20 protein-coding genes are annotated in these 23,366 nt (G+C 70.4%); 14 read left to right on the plus strand and 6 right to left on the minus strand.

Going from position 1 to position 23,366, the window contains the following annotated elements; all coding sequences use genetic code 11:
* Positions 1-28 precede the first annotated feature (28 nt).
* Positions 29-1,069, plus strand: coding sequence for a GNAT family N-acetyltransferase (locus ACX80H_RS15930; RefSeq protein WP_459314380.1), 1,041 nt, complete (start codon positions 29-31; stop codon positions 1,067-1,069).
* An 88-nt stretch (positions 1,070-1,157) separates the two neighbouring features.
* Here the strand turns inward: ACX80H_RS15930 and ACX80H_RS15935 are convergent, their stop codons facing one another.
* Positions 1,158-1,460 carry a helix-turn-helix domain-containing protein gene (locus ACX80H_RS15935; protein WP_459314381.1) on the minus strand — a complete coding sequence of 101 codons (303 nt, stop codon included), beginning with the start codon at positions 1,458-1,460 and terminating at the stop codon, positions 1,158-1,160.
* A gap of 68 nt (positions 1,461-1,528) precedes the next feature.
* Here ACX80H_RS15935 and map point away from each other — a divergent pair, with 68 nt between their 5' ends.
* Positions 1,529-2,308 (plus strand): type I methionyl aminopeptidase, encoded by a 780-nt coding sequence (map, locus tag ACX80H_RS15940; RefSeq protein ID WP_459314382.1) that lies wholly within the window; start codon positions 1,529-1,531, stop codon positions 2,306-2,308.
* 108 nt (positions 2,309-2,416) lie between these two features.
* Here the strand turns inward: map and ACX80H_RS15945 are convergent, their stop codons facing one another.
* Positions 2,417-5,026, minus strand: coding sequence for a DNA gyrase/topoisomerase IV subunit A (locus ACX80H_RS15945; protein ID WP_459314383.1), 2,610 nt, complete (start codon positions 5,024-5,026; stop codon positions 2,417-2,419).
* Positions 5,027-5,150: 124 nt separating this feature from the next.
* Between ACX80H_RS15945 and ACX80H_RS15950 the strand changes: the two genes are divergently transcribed.
* From ACX80H_RS15950 to ACX80H_RS15965, 4 genes are all read left to right on the plus strand, one after another.
* On the plus strand, positions 5,151-7,970 hold the full coding sequence (locus tag ACX80H_RS15950; RefSeq protein WP_459314384.1) for a bifunctional acetate--CoA ligase family protein/GNAT family N-acetyltransferase: 2,820 nt from the start codon (positions 5,151-5,153) through the stop codon (positions 7,968-7,970).
* Between the two features lie 47 nt (positions 7,971-8,017).
* Positions 8,018-8,689, plus strand: a complete 672-nt coding sequence (locus tag ACX80H_RS15955) for a DUF5998 family protein (protein WP_301228376.1) — start codon at positions 8,018-8,020, stop codon at positions 8,687-8,689.
* Between the two features lie 75 nt (positions 8,690-8,764).
* Positions 8,765-9,901 (plus strand): alkaline phosphatase family protein, encoded by a 1,137-nt coding sequence (locus ACX80H_RS15960; RefSeq protein WP_459314385.1) that lies wholly within the window; start codon positions 8,765-8,767, stop codon positions 9,899-9,901.
* Positions 9,894-10,670 carry a thymidine kinase gene (locus ACX80H_RS15965; protein WP_459314386.1) on the plus strand — a complete coding sequence of 259 codons (777 nt, stop codon included), beginning with the start codon at positions 9,894-9,896 and terminating at the stop codon, positions 10,668-10,670. Before ACX80H_RS15960 ends, ACX80H_RS15965 begins: the two co-directional genes overlap by 8 nt.
* 149 nt (positions 10,671-10,819) lie before the next feature.
* Here ACX80H_RS15965 and sepH read toward each other — a convergent pair whose 3' ends face one another.
* Positions 10,820-12,217 carry a septation protein SepH gene (gene sepH, locus ACX80H_RS15970; protein ID WP_459314387.1) on the minus strand — a complete coding sequence of 466 codons (1,398 nt, stop codon included), beginning with the start codon at positions 12,215-12,217 and terminating at the stop codon, positions 10,820-10,822.
* A gap of 212 nt (positions 12,218-12,429) precedes the next feature.
* Between sepH and ACX80H_RS15975 the strand changes: the two genes are divergently transcribed.
* On the plus strand, positions 12,430-12,729 hold the full coding sequence (locus ACX80H_RS15975) for a DUF4193 domain-containing protein (protein WP_459314388.1): 300 nt from the start codon (positions 12,430-12,432) through the stop codon (positions 12,727-12,729).
* A 51-nt stretch (positions 12,730-12,780) separates the two neighbouring features.
* Here ACX80H_RS15975 and ACX80H_RS15980 read toward each other — a convergent pair whose 3' ends face one another.
* A complete protein-coding gene (locus ACX80H_RS15980; RefSeq protein WP_459314389.1) occupies positions 12,781-13,257 on the minus strand; it encodes a DUF3093 domain-containing protein in 477 nt (158 codons plus the stop codon).
* A gap of 143 nt (positions 13,258-13,400) precedes the next feature.
* Here ACX80H_RS15980 and dut point away from each other — a divergent pair, with 143 nt between their 5' ends.
* The 4 genes from dut (at position 13,401) to ACX80H_RS16000 (ending at position 16,040) form a co-directional block, all read left to right on the plus strand.
* A complete protein-coding gene (dut, locus tag ACX80H_RS15985) occupies positions 13,401-13,904 on the plus strand; it encodes a dUTP diphosphatase (protein ID WP_459314390.1) in 504 nt (167 codons plus the stop codon).
* A gap of 95 nt (positions 13,905-13,999) precedes the next feature.
* Complete coding sequence (locus ACX80H_RS15990) at positions 14,000-14,908, plus strand: DUF3710 domain-containing protein (RefSeq protein ID WP_459314391.1); 909 nt, start codon at positions 14,000-14,002, stop codon at positions 14,906-14,908.
* Positions 14,909-14,914: 6 nt separating this feature from the next.
* Positions 14,915-15,280, plus strand: a complete 366-nt coding sequence (locus tag ACX80H_RS15995; RefSeq protein ID WP_459314392.1) for a single stranded DNA-binding domain-containing protein — start codon at positions 14,915-14,917, stop codon at positions 15,278-15,280.
* A 13-nt stretch (positions 15,281-15,293) separates the two neighbouring features.
* A complete protein-coding gene (locus ACX80H_RS16000; protein ID WP_459314393.1) occupies positions 15,294-16,040 on the plus strand; it encodes a DUF3159 domain-containing protein in 747 nt (248 codons plus the stop codon).
* Here ACX80H_RS16000 and ACX80H_RS16005 read toward each other — a convergent pair.
* Both ACX80H_RS16005 and ACX80H_RS16010 read right to left on the minus strand, forming a co-directional pair.
* Entirely contained in the window at positions 16,037-16,714 is a 678-nt protein-coding gene (locus ACX80H_RS16005) for a potassium channel family protein (protein ID WP_459314394.1), read from the minus strand. The two genes, ACX80H_RS16000 and ACX80H_RS16005, sit on opposite strands and share 4 nt — an antisense overlap.
* Positions 16,711-17,385 carry a potassium channel family protein gene (locus tag ACX80H_RS16010; RefSeq protein WP_459314395.1) on the minus strand — a complete coding sequence of 225 codons (675 nt, stop codon included), beginning with the start codon at positions 17,383-17,385 and terminating at the stop codon, positions 16,711-16,713. The genes ACX80H_RS16005 and ACX80H_RS16010 overlap by 4 nt, the downstream gene beginning before the upstream one ends.
* A 114-nt stretch (positions 17,386-17,499) precedes the next feature.
* Between ACX80H_RS16010 and ACX80H_RS16015 the strand changes: the two genes are divergently transcribed.
* The 3 genes from ACX80H_RS16015 to dxs all read left to right on the plus strand — a co-directional run bounded on the left by ACX80H_RS16015 (position 17,500) and on the right by dxs (position 22,952).
* Entirely contained in the window at positions 17,500-19,476 is a 1,977-nt protein-coding gene (locus tag ACX80H_RS16015; RefSeq protein ID WP_459314396.1) for an APC family permease, read from the plus strand.
* A 10-nt stretch (positions 19,477-19,486) separates the two neighbouring features.
* The gene (locus tag ACX80H_RS16020; RefSeq protein WP_459314397.1) at positions 19,487-20,854 is read left to right on the plus strand and encodes a class I SAM-dependent RNA methyltransferase; all 1,368 of its coding nucleotides are present in this window, start codon (positions 19,487-19,489) and stop codon (positions 20,852-20,854) included.
* A gap of 124 nt (positions 20,855-20,978) precedes the next feature.
* Complete coding sequence (gene dxs / locus ACX80H_RS16025; protein ID WP_459314398.1) at positions 20,979-22,952, plus strand: 1-deoxy-D-xylulose-5-phosphate synthase; 1,974 nt, start codon at positions 20,979-20,981, stop codon at positions 22,950-22,952.
* The last annotated feature ends 414 nt before the right edge of the window (positions 22,953-23,366 follow it).

Consider the following 23,366-nt stretch of genomic DNA (forward strand, 5'->3'; position numbering starts at 1 on the left):
TGCGGCCGCCCTGCCCTACGCTGGCGTCATGAGTACGCGCGAGACCCCCGGACAGGACGCCGCTGCCGGCACGCAGCCGCCCGCGGCGCCGGCCCTTCCCGACATCCTGCAGTGGCGGCCCCTGGGCTACGCGGACATCGAACCCTGGCTGGCACTGATCCGGCGCATCGCCGCAGCGGACGAGCCGGACTGGGTGGAGCAGCGAGCCGACCTCGAGCAGGCCCTGAGGGCGTCGAAGAACGACCCCCGTCGTGACACCATCGCCGGCTTCGACGGCGACGGCATGCCACGCGCCTTCGGGCGGCTCTCCATGAACCCCGGGTCCTCACTCGTGCACGGTGCCGGCGGTGTCGACCCGGCGTGGCGGGGCCGTGGCTTCGGCCGGTCCGTCCTCGCCTGGCAGGCGTGGCGTGCCGTGATGCGCCTGCGGGAGACGGGCCAGGCGACGGGCGTCTTCCGGAACTACGTCGAGGAACGCAACAGCTCGCACCTGGCACTGCTCCGGGCGAGCGGGAGCACGATCGTCCGGTACTTCACCGAGATGACGAGGCCGCTCGACCAGCCGATCCCCGACCTGCCGTTCCCTGCGGAACTGGAGCTCGTGAGCTTCGCGGACGGCGCCGGCCGGAACATCGCCGAACTCGTCCGGCTCGCGCACAACGATGCCTTCCAGGACCACTGGGGCAGCGAGCCCCGCGACCAGGAGTCATGGCAGTTCACCGTCAGCCATCCCGAGTTCCGGCCGGACTGGAGCCTTGCACTCGTCGACCCGGCGAAGGGCGAGGTGGCGGCGTACCAGCTGGCCAGCTACGACCCGCACTCGAAGGAGCTGCTCGGCCACTCCGAGGGGTACACGGACCTGCTGGGTGTGCGGCGAGCCTGGCGCGGCCGCGGACTCGCACCGGCCCTCCTCGCCGAGGCGATGAGGCGCTACCGGGCCGCGGGCATGGACAACGCGGGGCTCGGCGTCGACACGGAGAATCCTTCCGGTGCCCTCGGGCTCTACGAGCGGATGGGCTACGAGCCCACCCAGCGTTCCATCGTCTTCGACCTTCCGCTGACGGGCTGATCCCGCCGCTGGAGACCTCCGGCTGACGGACTGATCCCGCAGCTGGAGACCTCCCGCTCGCGGGCTGCCCCAGCCGCTGGAGCGGGACCTACGACGCCAACCGCTCGGGTGCGCCGGGGTCCGACACGGCCGGTTCGGCATCCCGTCGGGGCTGATTGATCTCCGCCCACACCGCATCGAGGGAGAGGCCGAGCACCTCCGCGATCGCAGCGATGGTCGGGAAGGCCGGTGTCGCCACACGCCCCGACTCGATCTTCCGAAGGGTCTCCGGTGAGACCTGGGCGTCGAGCGCGGTGCCGAGCATCGAGCGCTCTCCGCGGGCTCGGCGCAGCAGGGCACCGAGGCGCTGTCCGCGCTCGACCTCGTCCGGAGTGAGCGGCAATCTGACCATGGCTCCGATTCTAGTACCGGGATAATATGGCCGGTATAGTTATTGGTCGCGTACGAAGGGCGCCGCACATGATCGAGATCCTGAACTCCTCCGAGCTGGCCCGGGCCCGGGATGCCGGCGCCCTGGTCGCCGACATCCTGCAGACCCTGAAGAACCGCATCACGGTGGGGACGAACCTCCTGGACATCGATGCGTGGGCCGGGACCCTGATCGTGGAGGCCGGAGCGCAGTCCTGCTACGTCGACTACGAGCCGTCCTTCGGACGTGGGCCGTTCGGCCACTACATCTGCACGTCCGTGAACGACGCGGTGCTCCATGGCCTGCCGCACGACTACGCGCTCGCCGACGGCGACCTGCTGACGCTCGACCTCGCCGTCTCGCTCCGCGGGATCGCTGCGGACTCCGCCATCAGCTTCGTGGTCGGCGCATCGCAGCCCCCTGAGAGCATGGCGATGATCGGCGCGACCGAACGGGCGCTGGCCGCAGGAATCGCCGCTGCACGACCCGGAGCCCGCATCGGCGACCTGTCCTCCGCCATCGGCGCGGTCCTCAGCGAGGCGGGGTATCCGATCAACACCGCCTTCGGGGGCCACGGCATCGGATCGACGATGCACCAGGACCCGCACATCCCCAACACCGGACGTCCCGGACGGGGCTACATCCTCCGCCCCGGGCTGCTGCTCGCACTGGAGCCGTGGATCATGGCGGACACGGCGAAACTCGTCACCGACGCCGACGGGTGGACGCTGCGCAGCGCGACAGGCAGCCGGTCGGCACACAGCGAGCACACCATCGCCATCACCGACGAGGGAGCCGAGATCCTCACCCTGCCGCAGGCGCGACTGTAACCGGATCTCTCACACCGCGGCAGTGCCGGCCGGACCGCAGGATCGGCCTCGCGCTCGACCCGGAACCCGATCCACCCCGAACCGCTATGCCCGCTGAGCGCGGTAGGCCTAGGGCAGTGTGCCCTGCGCGCCGTCGTTCCCGGCGCCCTGCGCCCGCGCCCGGCCCGACGGCGCCCCGACGGCCTGTGCATCGGGCAGCGGTCCGCCCGCTGCGGGAACCGACGGGCGCGACGCCTCGATGAGACCGAGGAGGCTGGGCCCGACGGCGTCGATCTGCTGCGTCAGCGCAACGCCGGAGCCGTCGCGCCGACCGTGCTCCGTCGGCAACGCCCGGGCGACCCCGTTCGCGGAGGCAGCACGCGCGGGACCGTGACCGGCCCAGGCCAGCGAGAGTGCCTCCTCGCCACGGAGGAAGCGGTGCGCCCGCACACCGGCCGTGGCGCGTCCCTTCACCGGGTACTCGGAGAATTCCGTGACCTTCGCCGATCCCGCCGTCGTACCGGGGAGTGCGTCTCCCGCTGCGGCCACCGTCACCACCACGCCCTGCTCGTCGTTCCGTGCGACGGCACCGAAGTGCAGCACGGCATCCCCGGCGGCGAGCTTGATACCGGCCATGCCACCCGCCGTGCGGCCCTGGGGCCGTACCGCCGACGCCGGGAAGCGCAGCAGCTGTGCGAGGCGCGTGATGAAGACGAGGTCGTCCTCGTCCGCAGCGGAGGCGATGCCCACCACCGAGTCCTTCGGCTTGAGCGAGATGACCTCCCAGTCGTCCCGGTTCAGGGGATAGTCCGGCTGGACGCGCTTGACCACGCCCTGCGCGGTCCCCACCGCGACCACGCCGCTGAGCGGCGCCAGCCCCACGAGGGATTCGCCGCGTTCGAGCGTGATGAACTCCGACGACGGCACCCCGCCCGCGAGGTTCGGCACACCGGCGGTGGGCGGGAGGGCGGGCATGTCCATCACCTGGAGGCGGATCATCCGGCCAGCGGACGTCACGGCCCCCACCTCGCCCCGCGCCGTCGAGGGCAGCACGGAGCGGAACGCGTCGTGCTTGATGCGCTGCCCGTCGCCGAACGGCTGGCGGTCCGAGGTGCGCGCCAGCTGTCCGGATGCCGAGAGCAGCACCCAGCAGGGGTCGTCGGCGATCTCGAGCGGCACGAGCGCCTTGGCGCCCTTGCCGGCCGGAGCGGGGAGGACGGAGCCCTTGAGCGGCGCCGCGGCCTCCGACTCGAGCAGCACCGTGCGCCGGGGCGTGGCGAACTGCTCGGACAACTCGGCGAGCTCGTCGGACACGAGGGTGCGGAGTCGCTCCTCGGATCCGAGGATCGCCTCGAGCTCCGCGATGTCGAGACGGAGCTGCTCCTGCTCCTTCTCCAGCTCGATCCGCGAGTACCTGGTGAGCTGGCGCAGCCTCAGTTCGAGGATGTAGTTGGCCTGGATCTCGGACAGGTCGTAGATGGACATCAGGCGCTCGCGTGCCGCGGACGCCTCGTCCGAGGACCGGATGATCTGGATGACCTCGTCGATGTCGACGATCGCGATGAGCAGGCCCTCCACGAGGTGCAGGCGGTCCCGCTTGCGCTGCAGCCGGAAGGACGTGCGGCGGCGCACCACCAGGATCCGGTGGGTGATGTAGACCTGCAGCAGTTCCACGAGCCCGAGGGTCCGGGGCTGTCCGCCGACGAGGGCCACGTTGTTGATGCCGAAGGAGTCCTCCATCGGCGTGAAGCGGTACAGCTGCGCGAGGACCGCGTTGGGGTTGAAGCCGTTCTTCAGCTCGATCACGAGCCGCAGGCCGTGCGTGCGGTCGGTCAGGTCGACGATGTCGGAGATGCCCTGCAGCTTCTTGGAGGTGACGGCGTCCTTGATCCGCTCGATGACCTTCTCGGGCCCCACGGTGTAGGGAAGTTCGGTGACCACGAGCCCCGTGCGCCGCGCCGACAGCTGCTCGACCGTCACGGTGGCGCGCGTCTTGAAGGAACCGCGGCCCGTGGCGTAGGCATCACGGACGCCCTCGAGCCCCACGATCTTGCCGCCGCTGGGAAGGTCCGGCCCGGGGACGAAGCGCATCAGGTCCTCGAGCGACGCATCGGGGTTCGCGATCAGATGCCGCGCGGCGGCGACGACCTCGCCCAGGTTGTGCGGGGCCATGTTCGTCGCCATGCCGACGGCGATCCCGCTGGCACCGTTGACGAGCAGGTTCGGGAAGGCGGCCGGCAGCACTTCCGGCTGCGTGAGCTGGTTGTCGTAGTTCGGGACGAAGTCGACGACGTCCTCGTCGAGGTGGTTCGTCATCGTCAGGGCGGCCGCGGCCAGGCGGGCCTCCGTGTAGCGTGCGGCTGCCGGTCCGTCGTCGAGCGAACCGAAGTTGCCGTGCCCGTCGATCAGGGGGAGCCGCAGCGAGAAGTTCTGGGCCATGCGCACCATGGCGTCGTAGATGGCGCTGTCCCCGTGCGGGTGCAGCTTGCCCATGACCTCGCCGACGACGCGCGCCGACTTCACATGGCCGCGGTCGGGGCGCAGGCCCATGTCCGTCATCATGTACAGGATGCGGCGCTGGACGGGTTTCAGTCCGTCGCGTGCGTCGGGCAGTGCACGCGAGTAGATCACGGAGTACGCGTACTCCAGGAAGGACTCCTCCATCTCGGCTTCGACATCGATGTCGATGATCTTCTCGGTGAAATCCTCCGGCGGAGCGGAGCTCTGGCGCCTGGCCATATGCGTGGCGGTTCCTCAACAACTCGGGTGTGCGAAATCGGTGGTCGGCAGGCATCCGTGGTCCGCGGGGCGGGTCCGGCAGCGGTCCGGCCCACGTCCGGGGGATGCCGACTACCCTGAGTCTATGGTGGCGGACGGACAATACCCGGAATATTGGGAAGCTGATGTCGTCCTGCGCGACGGCGGGACGGCGCACCTGCGGCCCATCTCGCCGTCCGACGCGGACGCGGTGCAGGCGTTCCACGTGCGGCAGTCCAGGAATTCGATCTACCTCCGGTTCTTCACCTACAAGGCGTCGCTGAGCGACAAGGAGCTCAAGCGCTTCACCGAGGTGGACCACCGGGACCGCGTCGCCTTCGTCATCACCCGCGGCGCCGACATCATCGGCATCGGGCGCTACGACCGCCTCGACGACCCGCTGGAGGCGGAGGTGGCCTTCAACGTCTCGGACTACCACCAGGGTCGCGGGGTCGGTTCCATCCTCCTCGAGCACCTCGCGGCCGCCGCCCGGGAGAACGGCATCCGGCGCTTCGCCGCGGAGGTCCTCCCCGAGAACCGCAAGATGATCACCGTGTTCGCCGAAGCGGGGTACGAGGTACAGCGGCATTTCGACGACGGCGTCGTCGTGCTGAGCTTCGACATCGACCCCACCCGGAAGTCGCAGGGCGTCATGGAGGCCCGCGAGCACCGCGCCGAGGCGCGGAGTATGGCCGAACTCCTGACGCCGTCGTCGATCGCGGTGATCGGCGCGAGCCGCGAGGAGGGCACTGTCGGGTATGCCCTGCTCGAACACGTGATCGACGGCGGGTTCACCGGAAGGGTCTACGCGGTCAATCCCGAGGCCTTCGAGCTGCACGGCCTGGTCTCCCACGCCACGGTCGCCGAGGTGCCGGAGCCCGTGGACCTGGCGGTCATCGCCGTGCCGCACGAGCAGGTGGACGCCGTCGTGGACGAGTGTGCCCGCGCCGGGGTCCGTGGCCTCCTCGTGGCCACGGCCGGTTATGCGGAGGACGACGAGGGGCTCACCCGCCAGCGTGCCCTCGTGCACAAGGCCAGGGCGCACGGCATGCGGGTGGTCGGCCCGGCTTCCCTGGGGCTCGTCAACACCGACCCCGAGGTCCGGCTCAACGCCTCGATGGCCCCTGACCTCCCGCAGCGCGGCGCGCTGTCGCTGTTCAGCCAGTCCGCGGGCCTCGGCGTACTCCTGTACGCCAGCGCGCGGCGGCGGGGGCTCGGGGTGTCCTCGGTGATCTCCGCGGGGAACCGCGCCGACGTGTCCGGCAACGACGCCATGCAGTTCTGGGAGGACGATCCGAGCACGCGCGCCGTGGGCCTGTACTTCGAGTCGATCGGCAACCCGAGGAAGTTCTCCCGCATCGCCCGCCGACTCGCGAGGACCAAGCCCGTCATCGTGGCGAAATCGGACGTCACGGGGCTGCAGCTTCCGCCGGGACACGCCGTGCGGACCTCCCAGGCCCCGGCGGGTGCTCTCGACTCGATGCTGCGGCAGTCCGGCGTCATGCGGGTCGAGACGACGGAACAGCTGATGGACATCGCGCAGATCGTCGCGAGCCAGCCGCTGCCCCGGGGATCCGGCGTGGCCGTCTTCAGCAACTCGTCGGCACTCGGCAAGGTGGTCGCGGACGGCGTCGTGTCGCAGGGGATGACGGTCGCACGGCTGGAGGCCGGGCTGCAGCTCGACACCGGGCAGTCCGTCGCGCTGCCCGCCCTGGCCTCGGCGGTGGGCGACGCCCTGCGCGACGAGTCCGTCCATGCGGCGATCGTCACCACGCTCCCAGCCCGTGGCCTCACCGCGGAGGCCGTCGCGGCCCGGCTGCAGCAGTGCGCCGAGGACGCCGGAAAACCGGTCATCGCCTCCTTCACCGGCATCCTCGACGTGCGCCTGCAGCTCGACGGGCTGGTCGCGGCGCCGCCGTCGGCCTTGCGGGTACCTGCGGACTGGGCCGCGGACGGCGGAGCCGATCCGGTCCGGGTACCCCTCGAGGGGGCCGGCGCAGGATCCGCGCCCGCGCAGGGTCCCGGCGCCGCCGCTGCGGTGGAGGCCGCTCCGCTGCCCCTGCAGCGCGGACTGCCGTGCTTCCCCAGCCCCGGAGCTGCGCTGGCCGCGCTCGGCGCCGTTGTGCGGTACTCACTGTGGCGCTCCCGAGACCACGGCGAGTTCCTCGACCCGGACGGCGTCGACGTCGACGAGGCCACGCGCGTCCTGACCGGCGTCCGGGCCCGGGTCGCCGACGTCGAACTCACGCGCCTCTCCCCGGACGAGTGCGCAGCCCTCCTGGGTGCCTACGGCATCGGGCTGCTGCCGTCGGCGCGGTTCGCCTCCGCCGACGAAGCGGTGGAGGCAGCGGACCGCCTCGGCTGGCCGGTGGCACTCAAGACGATGGACGAGCACCTCAGGCATCGACTCGACCTCGGAGGGGTTCGGCTGGCCATCGACGACGCCGAGTCCCTGCGGCGCACCATCACCCAGATGGAGAAGGCCCTCGCGCCCTTCGGCAGTTTCGGCATGGAGGTGCAGTCGATGGCGCCCTCCGGCCAGGCGTGCAGCCTCCGCGCCATCGAGGATCCGCTCATGGGTCCGGTGGTGTCCTTCGGTCTCGCCGGCGACGCCGTCAACCTGCTCGACGACTGGGCCCACGCCGTGCCCCCGCTCAGCACGGGGGACATCGCGGACCTCGTCCGGGCGCCCCGGGCCTCCCGCAAGCTCTTCGGTTACCAGGGACTGCCGCCCGCCGACGTCGCCGCGATCGAGGACCTCGTGGCGCGCGTCGCCCTGATGAAGGACAACCACCCGGAGATTGCCCTGCTCGATCTCAACCCGGTCCTCGTCGCGACGTCGGGCCTCTCGGTACTGAGCGCCGCGATCGACGTCGGCAACCCCCAGCGGCGCACCGACAGCGCACGCCGCGCTATGCGCGACTGACGCCCGCGGGTTAGGCACAACACGGCCCGGTGGGGGAAACTGGGGACATGACCCCATCGCTTTCCGCCCCGTGGCGTGACCTCGATGCATCGCTCGAGCGGGCAGGCTTCTACCCACGGCTCGTCGCCGACGTCGTCCACGACGCCCTCGACGGGCGTGAGCCGCTGTCCCACGTCGCCCACCTGGAGACGCACTTCGAGCGCACCGAGGTGCACCGGCACATCACCGTGCTCGTCCTCACCGAGGACATGCTGGTCATCACGCACGTGGACGACCAGCAGCTCGACGACGCGGGGGAGCAGGTCATGGCGCAGGTCTCGACCGAGTCCGTTCCCGTCAGCCAGATCCGCTCGGTCGTGCTCAGCTACCTGTACGCACAGCCGCAGGACTACAAGCCCAGCGACCAGGTCCGCGAGATGACGCTCGCCATCGCCTGGTCGGGCGGGCAGCGCCTCGACATCGGTCCTGCCAGCTGCGGCGACCCCCAGTGCGACGCCGACCACGGGTTCACGGGGACGGTCGCGCAGGAGGACATCGTCCTGCGCGTCAGCGCCGAAGCCGACGGCGTCCAGGCGGTACAGAACGCCAAGGGGTTCGCGCGCGCGCTGCGGAAGGTCAACACGGCGAGCCCCGTCGCCGGCGGGTACATCGCGGCGCCCGACGCCGTGCGGCGCCAGCCCGGGTTCGGCGGGCGGTTCAACCGGGCCCATCAGCGGTAGCGGTTGATGCCTCTCCCGCATCGAGAGCCCCTGCCCTCGCCTCCTGCCTACGGCGCCTCCACTTTGGCCGAGGTCATGACCAGTGCCGCCGCGGCACTCGGCGTCGACGGTTTTTCCAACGCGCTCGCGATGCCCTCCTCGAAGCGGATCGCCGTCATCATGGTGGACGGTCTCGGCATGGCGCTGCTCAGGAAGTACGCCGCCCATGCGCCCTTCCTGCGCGAGAGCCTGGACTCCGCGCGCGTGCTCTCCTCCGCGTTCCCGTCCACCACGGCGGCGTCGCTCGCCAGCCTGGGCACGGGCCTGCCGCCGGGGCAGCACGGACTGGTGGGGTACGACGTGCTCGACCCCGCGCAGGGGAGGGTGGTCAACATGCTCGGGGGCTGGGACGACGGCGTCGATCCCCGGGCGTGGCAACCCCACGCCACCGTCTTCGAACGCGTGTCGGCCCACCTGCCGGTCGTGACGGTCAGCCAGTCCCGTTTCGCCGACTCACCCATGACGCAGGCGGCACTGCGGGGCGGGACGTTCGTCGGTGCCGACACCATCCACGCACGGATCGACGCGGCCGCGGAACACCTGGCGAAGGCGCCGAGCACGCTCATGTACTTCTACCTCAACGACCTGGACAAGGCGGGCCACCGGCACGGCGTCGACTCCCGGGAGTGGCTGCGGACGCTGGAGGACCTGGACGCTGCGCTGAAGCTCCTCGCCCGCCGGGTACCGCCCGACACGCTGCTGCTCCTCACGGCCGATCATGGAATGGTGGACGTCCCGCCGTCCCAGCGCATCGACTATTCCGAGCGTCCGGAGCTCGTCGAGGGTGTGGCCCACACGGGCGGCGAAGCCCGCATGCTCCACCTCTACCTCGATCCGGCGCTCACCGGCAGCGAGCGCGACACGCTGGCACTGCGCTGGCACGAGGCTTTCGGGTCCCGCGCGTGGGTCCTGACCCGGGACGAGGCGATCGCAGGGGGGTACTTCGGCGCCGTGGCGGACTCCGTGGTGCCGCGCATCGGGGACCTCCTCGTCCTGGCACGCGAGGGCATCGCCCTCATCGACGGGCGGCGCGTGCAGCCCGCCGCGTTCGAGATGGTGGGGCAGCACGGCTCCCTCACGCGGGCGGAGCGCGACATCCCGCTGTTGACACTGAGGAAACCCGCCGGCGGCGGTTCGCGCCGGGGGAGTAGCAAGGGGGCCGGCCGTGGCTGAGCTGTTGTTCTTCTCGGGCACCATGGACTGCGGGAAATCGACGCTCGCGCTCCAGATGGACCACAACCACAAGGCACGCGGACGGCGGGGAGTGCTGTTCAGTTCCCATGACCGCGCGGGCGAATCGATGATCTCGAGCCGCCTCGGCCTGCAGGTGCCCGCGGTCGAGGTCTTCCCGGAGACCGACTTCTGGGTCGAGCTGACCCTGCGGCAGACCATGGGAGCGCGGATCGACTACGTGATCTGCGACGAGGCCCAGTTCTACACGGTGGACCAGATCGACCAGCTCGCGCGCGTCGTCGACGAGATGGACATCGATGTCTTCAGCTTCGGCATCACGTCGGATTTCCGCACGCGCCTCTTCCCCGGTTCGCAGCGGCTGATCGAGCTCGCGGACCGCGTCCAGGTCCTGCAGGTCGAGGCGCTGTGCTGGTGCGGCAAGCGCGCCACGCACAACGCACGCACGGTCGACGGCGTCATGGTGGTCGAGGGCGACCAGATGGTCGTGGGGGATGTCGACCAGCCCCTCGACCAGTCCCTCGACATCAACGCCGGGCCGACGATCGAACATCAGGCGGGCGCGGGCCCGGCACCGACCGTCGGCTACGAGACCCTCTGCCGCCGGCACCACATGCGTCGGCAGACGTCACGGACGTCGCCGTCGCTGTTCTCCAACGAGGCGCCACTGCCCTTCGACGAGAGTCCGGCCGGGCAGCTCGGGACCAGGGGAAACCAGCTGCAGGGTGCGGAGCCCGGCGCGCGCTCCTGACGTCCGCTCATCTTGGTGGCACCCACCAGGTGGCTCGGTTGTCACGTAGTGCCGGTCGTCCGGTTGCACGGACATAGGGTGGCGCCGGCGTCAGGTGGCCGGCGTCCGCCAGGGCACTTCTGCCGGCTGACGGACGGGTCTGCCGCCCGCTACTCGCCCTTGCGACCGAAGACGATGTCGTCCCAGCTCGGGACGCTGGACCGCTTCGGCTTGACGCGGCGTTCCGGGCTGGCCTCTGCGCCCTTGCCGGACTGGGTGCCCGCATCGCCGCCCGTGTCCCTGCTGGAACCGCCGCCCGTGTCCTTGCCGGAGTTCCTGCCCGCTGGGCGGCTCCCGCCGCCGGACACCCCGCCGCCGGCCACTCCGTCGGCTCCTTGCCGCGCTACCGCGGGGGGCTGCAGCCTGCGGGTGGGCTGCGCGAAGATGCTGATCTCGCGCGTATCCGTGCTGACGCCGTCGTAGAGCCTCGGCATGCCGTCGTCGTGGTGCGCCGAATCAGCGGCCGCGCCCTCGAGTACGTCACCATCGGCTCCAGCGTCGGCCCCGCCGTCGCTGTCGTCGTCGTTACCGCCGTCGTCCCCATCGTCCCTGCCGGCTGCCGACGAAGGGGCGAGCGCCAGGCCCTGGACCGGGCCGTCCTGGTCCTCCGATCCGTCCTGGCCCGCGGTCTCCTCGTCCCGGGGATGCGCGGCAGGGATGCCGCCCCGCGACAACAGCGCCGCAAGGGCGTCGTCGCCTTTTTCGTCGGCGCCGATGCGCTGCCCGCGCCGCGACCGGAGGACGTCCAGCAGGCCGTCCTGGTCGGCAGGAGTCCCGTCCGGCGCCTCGTCCGCCTTCTCCGCCTCGAAATCGAAGACGCGGTCGGCCACCGCGCTGAGCCGGCGGGACGGCAGGGGGGTGTCGAGCGGCTCGAGTTCGCTGAGCACCTGCGCCCACCGGTTGCCGTTGGTGACCGTCTTGCGGGTCGGGTTGTAGGTCCACTGGGCGGGCGGCTGCTCGCCCAGATCGACCTTGGAGCCCTCCGGCAGGTCGAAGGACGCCTCGACGTGCCACGAGCCGTCAGGGCGGCGCCACGAGTCCCACTCGAGGGACCCGAGATCCACCCCGTAGCTCTGCACCCGGAACGCGACCATGTCCCCGAGCAGTGCGGGGCTGTCACCGAAGGCGGATCGGTAGCCGTCGTGGCTCGGCAGCGGCGACGCCACCTCGACGCGCTGCGCGAGGTAGGCCACGTAGTCGCGCTCGGCGCGGACGGGTCCCTCGTAGCGCTGCACGTGCGCCAGGTCGAGACCGGATTCGGCGGCGACCTGGTCCGCCGTCGCACCGGAACGGATGCGTGCCTGGATATCCCGGGGCGTCAGGTGGACCGGAGGTTTCGGAGGTTTCCGGCGAGGCTCCTCCGGGATTGCGGGGGCCGGCACTTCCGGGCCGGCCGGGGTGCTCGCTGCCCGCAGTTCGTCGTCGATGGGCAGCCGGTAGGACGTGCCCTGCTCGCCGCTCAACAGCAGATGCTCGCCATCCACACCCACCAGGCGTAACTCCTGCATCTATTCCTCCAGCCGACAATGATTCCTAGGTGAAACTCTGCCACTGAATGGCAACCATTCCTACTACGAGGGAAGGTGTGGCGGCCGTCGCCACGGCAGCGGGCACAAATTCCGGACTCCCGGCGTTATGGGAGCCGTGGAGGCAGCTTGCGGGATGCCCGCACATGTGGCCGAATAGATGGCCGGAGATTAGGGAGTGGAAGAGAACAGGTATGGCGACAGACTACGACGCGCCGCGCACGACGGCGGGTGACGAGGGCGACACCCAGGTCGACGAGTTCAAGGGGCACCTTCCGGTCCTCCGGACGGCACTGATCGACGAGGACGAACTGGCAGCAGCCGACTCGTTCGACCTGCCGGGGGCGGATCTCTCCAGCGAGGAGATCTCGGTGGAGATCCTGGCGGCCCAGGCCGACGAGTTCACCTGCGCCTCGTGCTTCCTCGTACGCCACCGCTCGCAGATCGCCCTCGACAGGGGCGGGCAGCTGTACTGCGTGGACTGCGAGGGCTGACACGCCGGGTGCCGCCCGATCCGGTGCTCGGGTGCCCCCGCCCAGGAGGCGTCAGGCCGCGAGTGCTGCCGCGAGCCGTTCCGGGTGCCGTGAGGAGACCAGCCAGTACGGCGTGCGGTCTTCGGGGTCCGTGACCTCGACGCGGACCACGGGTGAGATCCAGCCCCGGATGCAGAGGTAGGCGAGGCCGTTCAGGCCGGGGCCGCGCTGGTGCGTGGCATCCTCGCCGGTGAACCATTCGACGGACCCCAGGTACATCCGTTCGATCGTCGCGCGGCCCACGGTCAGGGTTGTCGCGGTCACCGCGATGCGCGGCGTGGACAGGACCAGCAGCGTGAAGACGATCACCGCGACGACGGCGGCGGCCCCGTATCCGACGGCCATCGAGATCGGCGCGAACATCACGATCACAGCGGAGGAGAATCCCGCCGCGATGAGCCAGACCCAGAACGACGGCCAGAGGCGCTCCTCGTACAGGACGGCCTGGTCGGGTGTGTTCTGGGGGGCTTCCCCTGCAGCGCTGGACATGGAACCAGCATTCCACCATTTGCGGACCGTCTCATCCCGGAGGAGGCCGGAGGGGGCCGGTCGAGGCCGGGCGGGACTGTCAGGTAGGGCTCGGGCAAAGGCGCTAAAGTGGGGGGCTGGTAACCGGATAGCTTGCGTGGGAGATGCGGTCAATGGGTACACAGCAGGACCTCCCGGTCCAGATCTTGATGCTCGACGACGGTCTCGAGCCACCCGCCTACGTCACCGAGGGTGACGCCGGTGCGGACCTGCGGACCGCCGTCGACCTCGTCCTCGAGCCCGGCGAACGGGCACTCGTCCCTACGGGAGTGGCGATGGCCCTTCCGCACGGCTATGTGGGCCTCGTCCATCCGCGGTCCGGGCTCGCAGCGCGCCACGGCGTGACGATCGTCAATGCGCCGGGTACCGTCGACGCCGGCTACCGGGGCGAGATCAAGGTATGCCTCCTCAACACGGACCGGCACGAGGCCGTCACGTTCGCGCGGGGCGACAGGATCGCGCAGCTGGTCATCCAGCGCGTGGAGCGCGCCGCATTCGCCGTGGTGGACGACCTGCCCGAGAGCGTACGGGGTACGGGCGGGTTCGGCTCGACCGGCGGGTTCGGCCCGATCAAGGCCACGCCCGCGGCCACTGCTGCCGGCGGCTGACCCGCCCGGCGCTGCACGGCGCCACACGACTTTCCCCTTCAGGGATCGCAGAATTGTCAGACACCTCGGATACGCCAGAAGGAAAGGGACCCGACATGGCTTTTGGGCGCCTCAGGAAGAAGAAGCAGGACGACGCCGACGCGTCGGTGCAGCAGGAACCGGAGGAACCGGCAGCCCCGGTCGACGTCGCCGTCGAATCCCCGGAGACGCAATCCCCGGAGACTGAATCCTCGGAGACTGAATCTTCGGAGGCTGAATCCCCGGAGACTGAATCCCCGGAGACGCCGGCTTCCGCCGATGCGGTGGGCGGTGGTCCTGCAGCGGCCAGCGCCGGACGGGCGCAGGCCGTGCCTGCCGGCCACGTGTCCACCGCCGACTACGACCGGGCCGCACTGGGGCCGTTCGACGTGTCGGAGAAGGACACCGACACCGGCTACATCGACCTCGGAGCCCTCCGCATCCACGCTGCCGAGGGTCTCCAGCTGCGCCTCGAGGTCGAGGAACGCAGCAAGCGGGTCATCGCGGTGACCCTGGACCTCGGCGGCTCCACGCTGCAGCTCCAGGCTTTCGCTGCGCCGAAGACCGAAGGGCTCTGGGACGAGATCAGGGAGCAGATCGGCGCCTCCGTGGGATCGCAGGGTGGAACGGTCGAGGAGCGCCCGGGCCGCCTCGGCACCGAACTCCTCGCCAAGCTGCCCGCACAGACGCCCGACGGTCAGGCAGGGGTCCGCGTGGCCCGCTTCGTGGGGGTCAACGGTCCGCGGTGGTTCCTCCGCGGCGTCTTCGGTGGCCCGGCCGCCCTGGAGCAGGGGGCTGCGGTGGCCGTCGAGAAGCTCTTCCGCAGCGTCGTCGTCGTCCGCGGCGACCACCCCCTCCCGCCGCGGGAACTGCTGCAGCTCCGGTTGCCGAAGGACGCGACCGCAGGCACGCCCTCCGCTCCCGCTCCCATCCGTCCGGACCTGAACCCGCTGGAGCGCGGTCCCGAGATCACCGAGACCCGCTAGTCCGTCATGCCCGCCCGGCAGTACGCACCAGATTCCGCCGACCCCTCGGGGCCAGCGGGCCGGCCCGTACCCGCGGCGCCTGCCGGACTGCCGGCCGCCCTGCCCGAGCGGGGCAGGATCAAGGCAGGCGGCGTCATCGACAGGATCACCATCGCGCCTGTGACGTCCTCGCCGTCGTTCACCGCCCTCGTGAGGATCGACTGGAACGGTGCGAAGGAGAACGTGCGCATCGTCTGGATGGGCCAGCGCCGCGTGCCCGGTATCGAAGCCGGGGTCTCCCTGCGGTTCGAGGGCATGCTGAGCCGGGTCGATGGCACGCCCACCGTCTACAACCCCCGCTACGAGATCATCGGCCGTCCCGAGGAGTACTAATGAGGAACCCGACATGAGCCATCCGGCGAACGACCCCGGCGCCCGCCCCGGGCCCGAGGACGACGCCGTCGACGGCCCGGCCGCCGGCAAGGCGGCCCCGACGGCGGCGGAACTGGCGACGCAGTACGCCGCGAAGTCCGGTGTGCGGCGCAACGACGCCGGCCAGATCGACGTCCTGTCCTCGATCGGCGGCGTGCAGGGGCTGGCGGAGAGCATCGCGCCCGGGCTCGTCTTCACGATCCTCTTCACCATCACCACGAACCTTCCGGTGTCGCTCGTGGCGGCGCTGGCAGTGTCCGCAGTCTTCACCGTCGTCCGGCTCGTCTCCCGGACGCCGGTCACCCAGGCCCTCGCCGGGCTCGTGGGGGTCGCCTTCTGCGCCTTCGTCGCGCTGCGGACGGGCAACGCGGAGGACTTCTTCCTCCCCGGGTTCTTCATCAACGGCGGCTACATCATCGCGATGGCCGCATCGGTGGCCCTCCGCTGGCCCTTCGCTGGGCTGCTCTTCGGCTTCCTCCGGAACGAGGGCATCGAATGGCGCAGGGACGCCGCCCGCGTCCGCGCGTACTCGATCGCCACCTGGATCATCGTCTCGGTGCTGGCCCTGCGACTCGTGGTGCAGGTGCCCCTCTACCTCATGGAGAACGTCGCGGCCCTCGGCTCGACGCGCGTCGCGATGGGATTGCCGCTCTACGCGCTCGGTATGTGGCTCGCGTGGGTCGTCTCGCGCCCGCCCGTCTCCCCGGCCTCCGGCTCCTAGCTCTCGGTGCCGTCGTTGCGGGCCGACAGCGCGACCCGCAGTTCGTCCTCGGCCGCGATCGCTGCGAGGAAGAACATCTCGTCGCCGCCTTCGACGACGTCGTCGGGACTCGGCGTGATGGGGGAGTCGTCCCGGAGCACGGCCACCACCGCGCAGTCCTCGGGCAGGCGGATCGCCCCGATCGTCCCGCCGACCAGCGGTGAATCCTGGGGCACGGTGAACTCGACGATCGAGGAGACCCCGGTCTGCAGCGTCAGCAGGCGCACCAGGTCGCCGATCTCCACGGCTTCCTCCACGAGGGCCGTCATGAGCCGCGGCGTGTTGACGGCGACGTCCACGCCCCAGGAGTCGTCGAACATCCAGTCGTTCTTCGGATTGTTCACGCGACCGACGGTGCGGCCCACGCCGAACTCGCTCTTGGCGAGCAGCGAGACCACGAGGTTCACCTTGTCGTCGCCCGTCGCCGACACCACGACGTCGGCCTCGTCCAGGCGCGCGTCCTTGAGCGTCGTCAGTTCGCACGCATCGCCGATCAGCCACTTGGCTCCCTTGAGCCCGCTGCGACCGATGACCTCCGGCTTCTCGTCGATGAGCAGGATCTCGTGCTTGTTGCCGAGCAGTTCCCGCGCAATGGAGGAGCCCACGCTCCCGGCGCCGGCGATGACAACCCTCATTGGACTTCCTCTTTCGGTGCGGCGGCGAGGATGCGCCCGATCTCGTCGGTCGCCGTCGTCTTCATCATGGCGTGCAGGATATCCCCCTGCTGGTAGCTCGTCTCCGCCGTCGGCAGGATGCCTTCACCGAAGCGGGTGATGTACGCGATCCGGACGCCGCTCGCGGCCTCGATGCTCCTGAGGGACCTGCCGAGCCACGCATCGCTCAGGGCCAGTTCGCCGAGGATGAGCCGTCCGGAGGTCTCGCGGAAGTCGCCGTTGATGGCCTGCTCGGGCAGGATCCTGCGCAGCACCTGGTCGGCGCTCCAGCGCACGGCTGCGACGGTGGGGATGCCGAGTCGCTGGTAGATCTCGGCGCGTCCCGGGTCGTAGATGCGGGCGACGACGTGGGGCACGTGGAAGGTCTCACGAGCGACGCGGGTCGCAAGGATATTGGAGTTGTCCCCGCTCGAGACGGCGGCGAAGGCGTAGGCGTTCCCGATCTCCGCGTACTTGAGCGTCTCGCGGTCGAAGCCCACACCGGTGACCTTGCGTCCGCCGAAGGAGGAACGCAGGCGGCGGAAGGCGCGGTCGTCCTGGTCGATGATCGCCACCGAGTGGCCGGAATCGTCGAGCGTGTGCGCGAGGCTGACCCCCACCCTGCCGCATCCCATGATCACAAAATGAGCCACCGAGGGCACCCCTGATTCCTGCTGTAGATCCTGCTGTAGATCCTGCTGTCCCGAGCCGTACCAGCATCAAGCCTAGTGGCTGGCGGGACGCGCGGACGCGCTAGTCTGAGGGCTGTGCTGACTTTTCTCGAGGCCGTCAAGCGGGTGCTGGTGGGCAAGCCCTTCGCCAGCGACAGGCTGAGGAACAGGAGCCTGCCGAAGCGCCTCGCCCTGCCCGTCCTCTCCGCGAGCGCGCTCTCCTCGGTGGCCTACGCCCCGGACGAGATCCTGCTGACCCTCGCCCTGGCGGGAGTGGCGTCCGTCGCCATCTCGCCCTGGGTGGGACTCGCCGTCATCGCCGTGCTCCTCGTCGTCGTCGCCTCCTACCGTCAGGCCGTGCGCGCGTACCCATCGGGCGGCGGCGACTACGAGATCGCCAAGCGGAACATCGGCCCGATCGCAGGCACCACCGTCGCCTCCGCGCTCATGATCGACTACCTCCTCACCGTGGCCGTCTCGGTCTCCGCCGCGGCGCAGTACCTCGTCTCGCTCGCCCCGGCACTGGAGGACCTGCGCATCGCCCTCGCCGTCGTGGGTGTCGCGGTGCTCGTCCTGCTGAACCTGCGCGGCATCACGCGCGGCGTCCGTGCCCGCGCCGTCGTCACCTATGCCTTCCTCGCCGGGATCCTCGCCCTGTGTGCCACCGGGACGGTCCAGGCCCTCTCGGGGACGCTCGCGCCGGCGCCGAGCGCGCAGTTCGAGATCGTCCCGGATGCGGCACTCGATGCCGGGCTGGTGGGTCTGGCCGGCGCACTCCTCATCCTCCGGGCGTTCTCGGCAGGAGCCGCGGCGCTGACCGGCCTGGAGGGGCCGGTGTCCAATGTCCCGCGTTTCGAGGCTCCGCAGGGCCGGAACGCCGCGACGACGCTCCTGATCCTCGGCGTCGTCTCCTCGGCCATGCTCGCAGGCGTTCTCTACCTCGCGAACGCGACCCGCGTGCACGTGGTGCAGGACCCCGCCGCGCAGCTGCTGCTCGACGGTCGCCCCGTTCCCGACGACTACATCCAGGCGCCCGTGGTCAGCCAGCTGGCGAGGACCGTCTTCGACGCCGGATCTCCCGCCTTCTACCTCGTCGTCGTGGCGACGGCGCTCGTGCTGATGCTCGCCGGTCACGCCGCCTTCAACGGCTTCCCGGTGCTCGCCTCCATCCTCGCGACCGACGGCTACCTGCCGCGCCAGCTCCGCACCCGGGGGGACCGGCTGACCTTCAGCAACGGGATCCTCGCCCTCGGCCTCGGCGCCGTCGTGCTCATCCTCGTGTTCCGCGCGGACGTCACCGCGCTCGTGCAGCTGTACATCGTGGGGGTCTTCGTGTCCTTCACCGGCGGCCAGCTCGGACTGATCCTGCACTGGAGCCGGGTCCTCCACAGCACGGTGGGCAAGCAGGACCGCTGGAAGGTCCGCAAGTCCCGGGCCATCAACACGCTCGGCTTCGGGCTCACCGCCGCGGTCCTCGCCGTCATCCTCGTCACGAAGTTCGGGCACGGCGCCTGGATCGCGGTGCTCGCGATGGCGATCCTGTTCGCCGTCATGCGCAGCATCAAGAAGCACTACGACGCCGTGGACGAGGAACTCGCGATCGATGACGCCGTCCGGCTGCGTGCCCTCCCCTCACGCGTGCACGCCGTGATCCTCGTCTCACACGTCCGCAAGCCGGTCCTGAGGGCACTGGCCTTCGCGCGCGCCTCGCGCCCGTCGCGCCTGGACGCCATCACGGTGGACGTCGACCCCGAGCAGACCCGCCGGACGCTCGCCGACTGGGAGAAGCACGAGATCCCGGTGCCGATCACCGTCCTCGCCTCTCCCTACCGCGACACGATCACCCCGATCCTCGAATACATCCGGATGATCCGCAGGGACGCTCCACGGGATCTCATCGTGGTCTACATCCCCGAGTACGTGGTGGGAAAATGGTGGGAGCAACTGGTCCACAACCAGACCGCCCTCCGCATCAAGACACGCCTCCACTTCGTGCCCGGGGTGATGGTCGCCAGCGTGCCATGGCAGCTCGCGTCCTCCGACGCGGCCCAGATCTACCAGGACCTGAAGTAGGAAGACACCCATGACCGACGCCGTACCAGCCGCCGCCCCCTCGACCGCAGGGGTGGAGGAGCCTGCAGCACCCGGCCCCGGCAGCACGGCCGAGCTGACCATCGAACGGCCGGCACACGGCGGACACTTCGTCGCCCGGCACGAGGGGCGTGTGGTCTTCGTCCGGCATGCACTGCCGGGTGAGGTGGTCCGGGTGCGCTTCACCGAGACGGACGACGACGCGAGCTTCTGGCGGGCCGACGCCGTCGAGGTGCTCCGGGCCTCGCCGCACCGCGTGGCCCACCCGTGGCCCGTCGCCGACGCCCTGAAGGCTGCAGCCAGGGGCCGCTCGGCGGTGGGTGGGGCCGAGTTCGGCCACATCGACCTTGCGGAGCAGCGCAGGCTCAAGGCGCAGATCTTCGAGGAGCAGCTGTCCCGCCTGGCCAGGACCGACCGGACGGTGACCGTCGAAGCGGCGCCCGGTGAGGCGGTGGACGGGCTGGGCTGGCGTACCCGGGCTGCCTTTGCCGTCGACGCCGCCGGGCGCCTCGCGATGCACCTGCACCGCTCGCACGCGGTCGTCCCGGTCCGGGACATGCCCCTGGCCGTCGCGGCGATCAACGATCTCCGACTGTGGACGCTGGAGCTCACCGGCATCGAGCGGGTCGACGTCGCCGTGCCCTCGGGCGGGGGAGAGCCCCTCGTGCTGCTCGTTCCGGCCGCCGGCACGTCGCCGCGCCGCGTCGCGTCCGTCGCGTCCTCCATCGGCGGCGCCTCGGTGGGCGTGCTCGATGCGGAGTCCGGTCAGATCCAGCGGCTGAAGGGCCGGACGTGGCTCCAGGAGAGCGTCCTCGGCATCGACTACCGCGTGACCGGAGCCGGCTTCTGGCAGATCCACCGGGGCGCGCCGGAGGCCCTCGTCACGGCAGTGCTTGACGGGGTGCAGCCCGCGGCGGGGGAGCGCATCGCCGACCTCTACGCCGGAGCGGGCCTGTTCACCGTGCCGCTCGCACGCGCCGTCGGACCGGACGGCGCGGTGCTGTCGGTGGAGGGTTCACCCGGGACGAGCCGGGACGCCCGGCGCAACCTCCATGGGCAGGACCACGTGTCCATCGTGCAGGGCAGGGTGGATGCCGTGCTCGGCCGATGGACCGAACCGCTCGACGCCGTCCTGCTCGATCCGCCGCGGGCCGGAGCAGGCAGGAAGGTCGTACGGCAGATCGTGCAGGCCCGTCCCCGCGCCGTCGGCTACGTGTCCTGCGATCCGGCGTCGTTCGCGCGCGACCTCGGCTACTTCCTCGGCGCCGGGTGGTCGCTCGACGCGCTGCGCGTCTTCGATCTGTACCCGCACACGCACCACATGGAGTCCTTCGCGCGGATCCTGCCGCCTCCGGCCTGAGCACGCAGCGGGTTCGAACCCGGCGGAAGCAAGCTGTCGATGGCACCGCTCCGAATCCCCGACGTTAGAGTTAACGAGATCGACGGCGATGACCCGCCACACCGAACGAACCGAGGAGGCGCCGATGGGACTCTTGGAGACGATCCACGGCCCACAGGACCTGAGCAAACTCAGCCATGCGCAGCTGACAGCACTCGCGAAGGAGATCCGCGCCTTTTTGGTCAGCAACGTCTCGCGCACCGGCGGGCACCTGGGCCCCAATCTCGGGGTGGTCGAGCTGACCCTCGGCATCCACCGCGTCTTCGACTCGCCGCGCGACAGCATCATCTTCGACACCGGCCACCAGTCCTACGTGCACAAGCTCGTCACCGGACGGCAGGACTTCAGCACGCTGCGCCAGCAGGGCGGGCTGTCCGGCTACCCGTCGCGGGCGGAGTCCGTGCACGACGTCGTCGAGAGCTCCCACGCCTCGTCCTCGCTCTCCTGGGCGGACGGCATCTCCCGGGCCCGCGTGCTGGGCGGCGAAGGTGACCGCTACACCGTCGTCCTGGTAGGAGACGGCGCGCTCACCGGCGGCATGGCCTGGGAAGCGCTGAACAACATCGCCGCGGACAAGCGTCGCAGGGTCGTGATCGTCGTCAACGACAACGGCCGCTCGTATGCCCCGACCATCGGCGGCGTCGCCGACTACCTCGCCTCACTGCGTCCGACCCTCGACTCCGTGCGCACCCACCGCGTCTACGAGGGCACCCTGGACTGGTTCAAGCAGCGCATGCAGACCGGCGGCCCCGTGGGCGAGTTCAGCTACAAGAGCCTCCATGCCATGAAGAAGGGCATCAAGGACTGGTGGGCCCCCCAGGGCCTCTTCGAGGACCTCGGCATGAAGTACGTCGGACCCGTGGACGGCCACGACCAGTCCGCCGTCGAACAGGCGCTTCACCTCGCCAAGAACTACGAGGGCCCCGTCATCGTGCACGCGATCACGGAGAAGGGCCACGGCTACGCGCCCGCCCGTGCACACGAGGCCGACCAGTTCCACGCGGTCGGCATCATCGACCCGGAGACGGGTGAGCCGGTGGACGCCGCGGGCCAGCAGTCCTGGACCTCCGTGTTCGCCAACGAGATCGCGGACATCGCGGACGAGCGCCCGGACATCGTCGGCATCACCGGGGCCATGCTGATCCCCGTCGGGCTGCACCGCTTCGCCGCACGGCACCCGGAGCGCGTGTTCGACGTCGGCATCGCCGAGCAGCACGCCGTCACGAGCGCCGCCGGCATGGCGTACGGCGGGCTGCACCCCGTCATCGCCCTCTACGCGACCTTCCTGAACCGGGCGTTCGACCAGCTCCTGATGGACGTCGCCCTGCACAAGGCCGGCGTGACGATCGTCCTCGACCGGTCGGGGGTCACCGGTCCCGACGGCGCGAGCCACCACGGCATGTGGGACCTCGCGATGCTGCAGGCCGTCCCGGGGCTGCACCTCGCTGCCCCGCGCGACGCCACCCGGCTGCGGGAGGAACTGCGGGAAGCCGTCGCGATCTCGGACGCGCCGAGCGTCGTGCGCTACTCCAAGGGCTCCGTCGGGGCCGAGGTCGAAGCCGTCGAGCGACTCCGGGACGGGGTCGACGTCCTCTCGCGAAGGCCCGCCGGCTCACGCACCAACGACGTCCTGATCGTCAGCGTGGGCGCCATGAGCGAGCTGGCACTCGACGTGTCCAACCGGCTCGGCGCGCAGGGCATCAGCTCCACGGTCATCGATCCCCGCTGGCTCCTGCCGGTCCGCCGTTCGGTGATCGACCTGGCCTCCGAGCACCGCATCGTGATCGTCATCGAGGACGGCGTGCGCGCCGGTGGCGTCGGCTCGAGGATCCGGCAGGAGATGCGTTCGGCGGGCGTCGACACCGCCCTCAACGAGGTGGGTCTCCCCGTCGAGTTCCTCGACCACGGCTCACGCAGCCAGGTCCTCGAGCGAGTCGGCTTGACCGCCCAGAAGATCACGCACGACGTCGTTGCGCAGGTCCTCGGAACGAAAGTGCCCGTCGCACGGCCCCTCGCCGGCGACCAAGCGCCCGCGACCGGTCAGCTCCCGAAGCTCTAGTCCGAGCCGCCGTCCCGAGGCCTGGTCCCGGAGCCTGGTCCCGAGCCCTGATCCAGAGCCTCCGTCCCCGGCGGAGGCGCCCGGGTCTAGGCGGCCCAGGGGGCTTCACCGGGCGGGTTCGGCGCGGGTCGGGAGCCCCTTTCGAAGGGTGGTGTGAGACAATGGCGAAGGCTGGCGGGGGAACCACATTCCCACGCCGGTCCAGTGACAGGCTTCCGTTCCGAGAGCGATGCTTCCGTCCTACCGAGTCCGCCCCGTCGGCGGAAGTAGGCGGAATCCGCTGGCGGGACCCACCGTCGACAAGGGCGGTTGAGTTGGAAAAGCGCCACTGGTCTCCGAGTGATTCCGCACCCCAATGACGGTGTGACCCCGGACGACATGACAACGACTTCCGGTCAGCCGCCGGGCGAAGGG

The organism is Arthrobacter pasteuri (genome assembly GCF_054510955.1).

Bases quoted from the DNA above. Each gene is read 5' to 3' on its own strand.
- ACX80H_RS15930 (WP_459314380.1), top strand. From the start codon at position 29: ATGAGTACGCGCGAGACCCCCGGACAGGACGCCGCTGCCGGCACGCAG.
- ACX80H_RS15935 (WP_459314381.1), bottom strand. From the start codon at position 1,460: ATGGTCAGATTGCCGCTCACTCCGGACGAGGTCGAGCGCGGACAGCGC.
- map (WP_459314382.1), top strand. From the start codon at position 1,529: ATGATCGAGATCCTGAACTCCTCCGAGCTGGCCCGGGCCCGGGATGCC.
- ACX80H_RS15945 (WP_459314383.1), bottom strand. From the start codon at position 5,026: ATGGCCAGGCGCCAGAGCTCCGCTCCGCCGGAGGATTTCACCGAGAAG.
- ACX80H_RS15950 (WP_459314384.1), top strand. From the start codon at position 5,151: ATGGTGGCGGACGGACAATACCCGGAATATTGGGAAGCTGATGTCGTC.
- ACX80H_RS15955 (WP_301228376.1), top strand. From the start codon at position 8,018: ATGACCCCATCGCTTTCCGCCCCGTGGCGTGACCTCGATGCATCGCTC.
- ACX80H_RS15960 (WP_459314385.1), top strand. From the start codon at position 8,765: ATGACCAGTGCCGCCGCGGCACTCGGCGTCGACGGTTTTTCCAACGCG.
- sepH (WP_459314387.1), bottom strand. From the start codon at position 12,217: ATGCAGGAGTTACGCCTGGTGGGTGTGGATGGCGAGCATCTGCTGTTG.
- ACX80H_RS15975 (WP_459314388.1), top strand. From the start codon at position 12,430: ATGGCGACAGACTACGACGCGCCGCGCACGACGGCGGGTGACGAGGGC.
- ACX80H_RS15980 (WP_459314389.1), bottom strand. From the start codon at position 13,257: ATGTCCAGCGCTGCAGGGGAAGCCCCCCAGAACACACCCGACCAGGCC.
- dut (WP_459314390.1), top strand. From the start codon at position 13,401: ATGCGGTCAATGGGTACACAGCAGGACCTCCCGGTCCAGATCTTGATG.
- ACX80H_RS15990 (WP_459314391.1), top strand. From the start codon at position 14,000: ATGGCTTTTGGGCGCCTCAGGAAGAAGAAGCAGGACGACGCCGACGCG.
- ACX80H_RS15995 (WP_459314392.1), top strand. From the start codon at position 14,915: ATGCCCGCCCGGCAGTACGCACCAGATTCCGCCGACCCCTCGGGGCCA.
- ACX80H_RS16000 (WP_459314393.1), top strand. From the start codon at position 15,294: ATGAGCCATCCGGCGAACGACCCCGGCGCCCGCCCCGGGCCCGAGGAC.
- ACX80H_RS16005 (WP_459314394.1), bottom strand. From the start codon at position 16,714: ATGAGGGTTGTCATCGCCGGCGCCGGGAGCGTGGGCTCCTCCATTGCG.
- ACX80H_RS16020 (WP_459314397.1), top strand. From the start codon at position 19,487: ATGACCGACGCCGTACCAGCCGCCGCCCCCTCGACCGCAGGGGTGGAG.
- dxs (WP_459314398.1), top strand. From the start codon at position 20,979: ATGGGACTCTTGGAGACGATCCACGGCCCACAGGACCTGAGCAAACTC.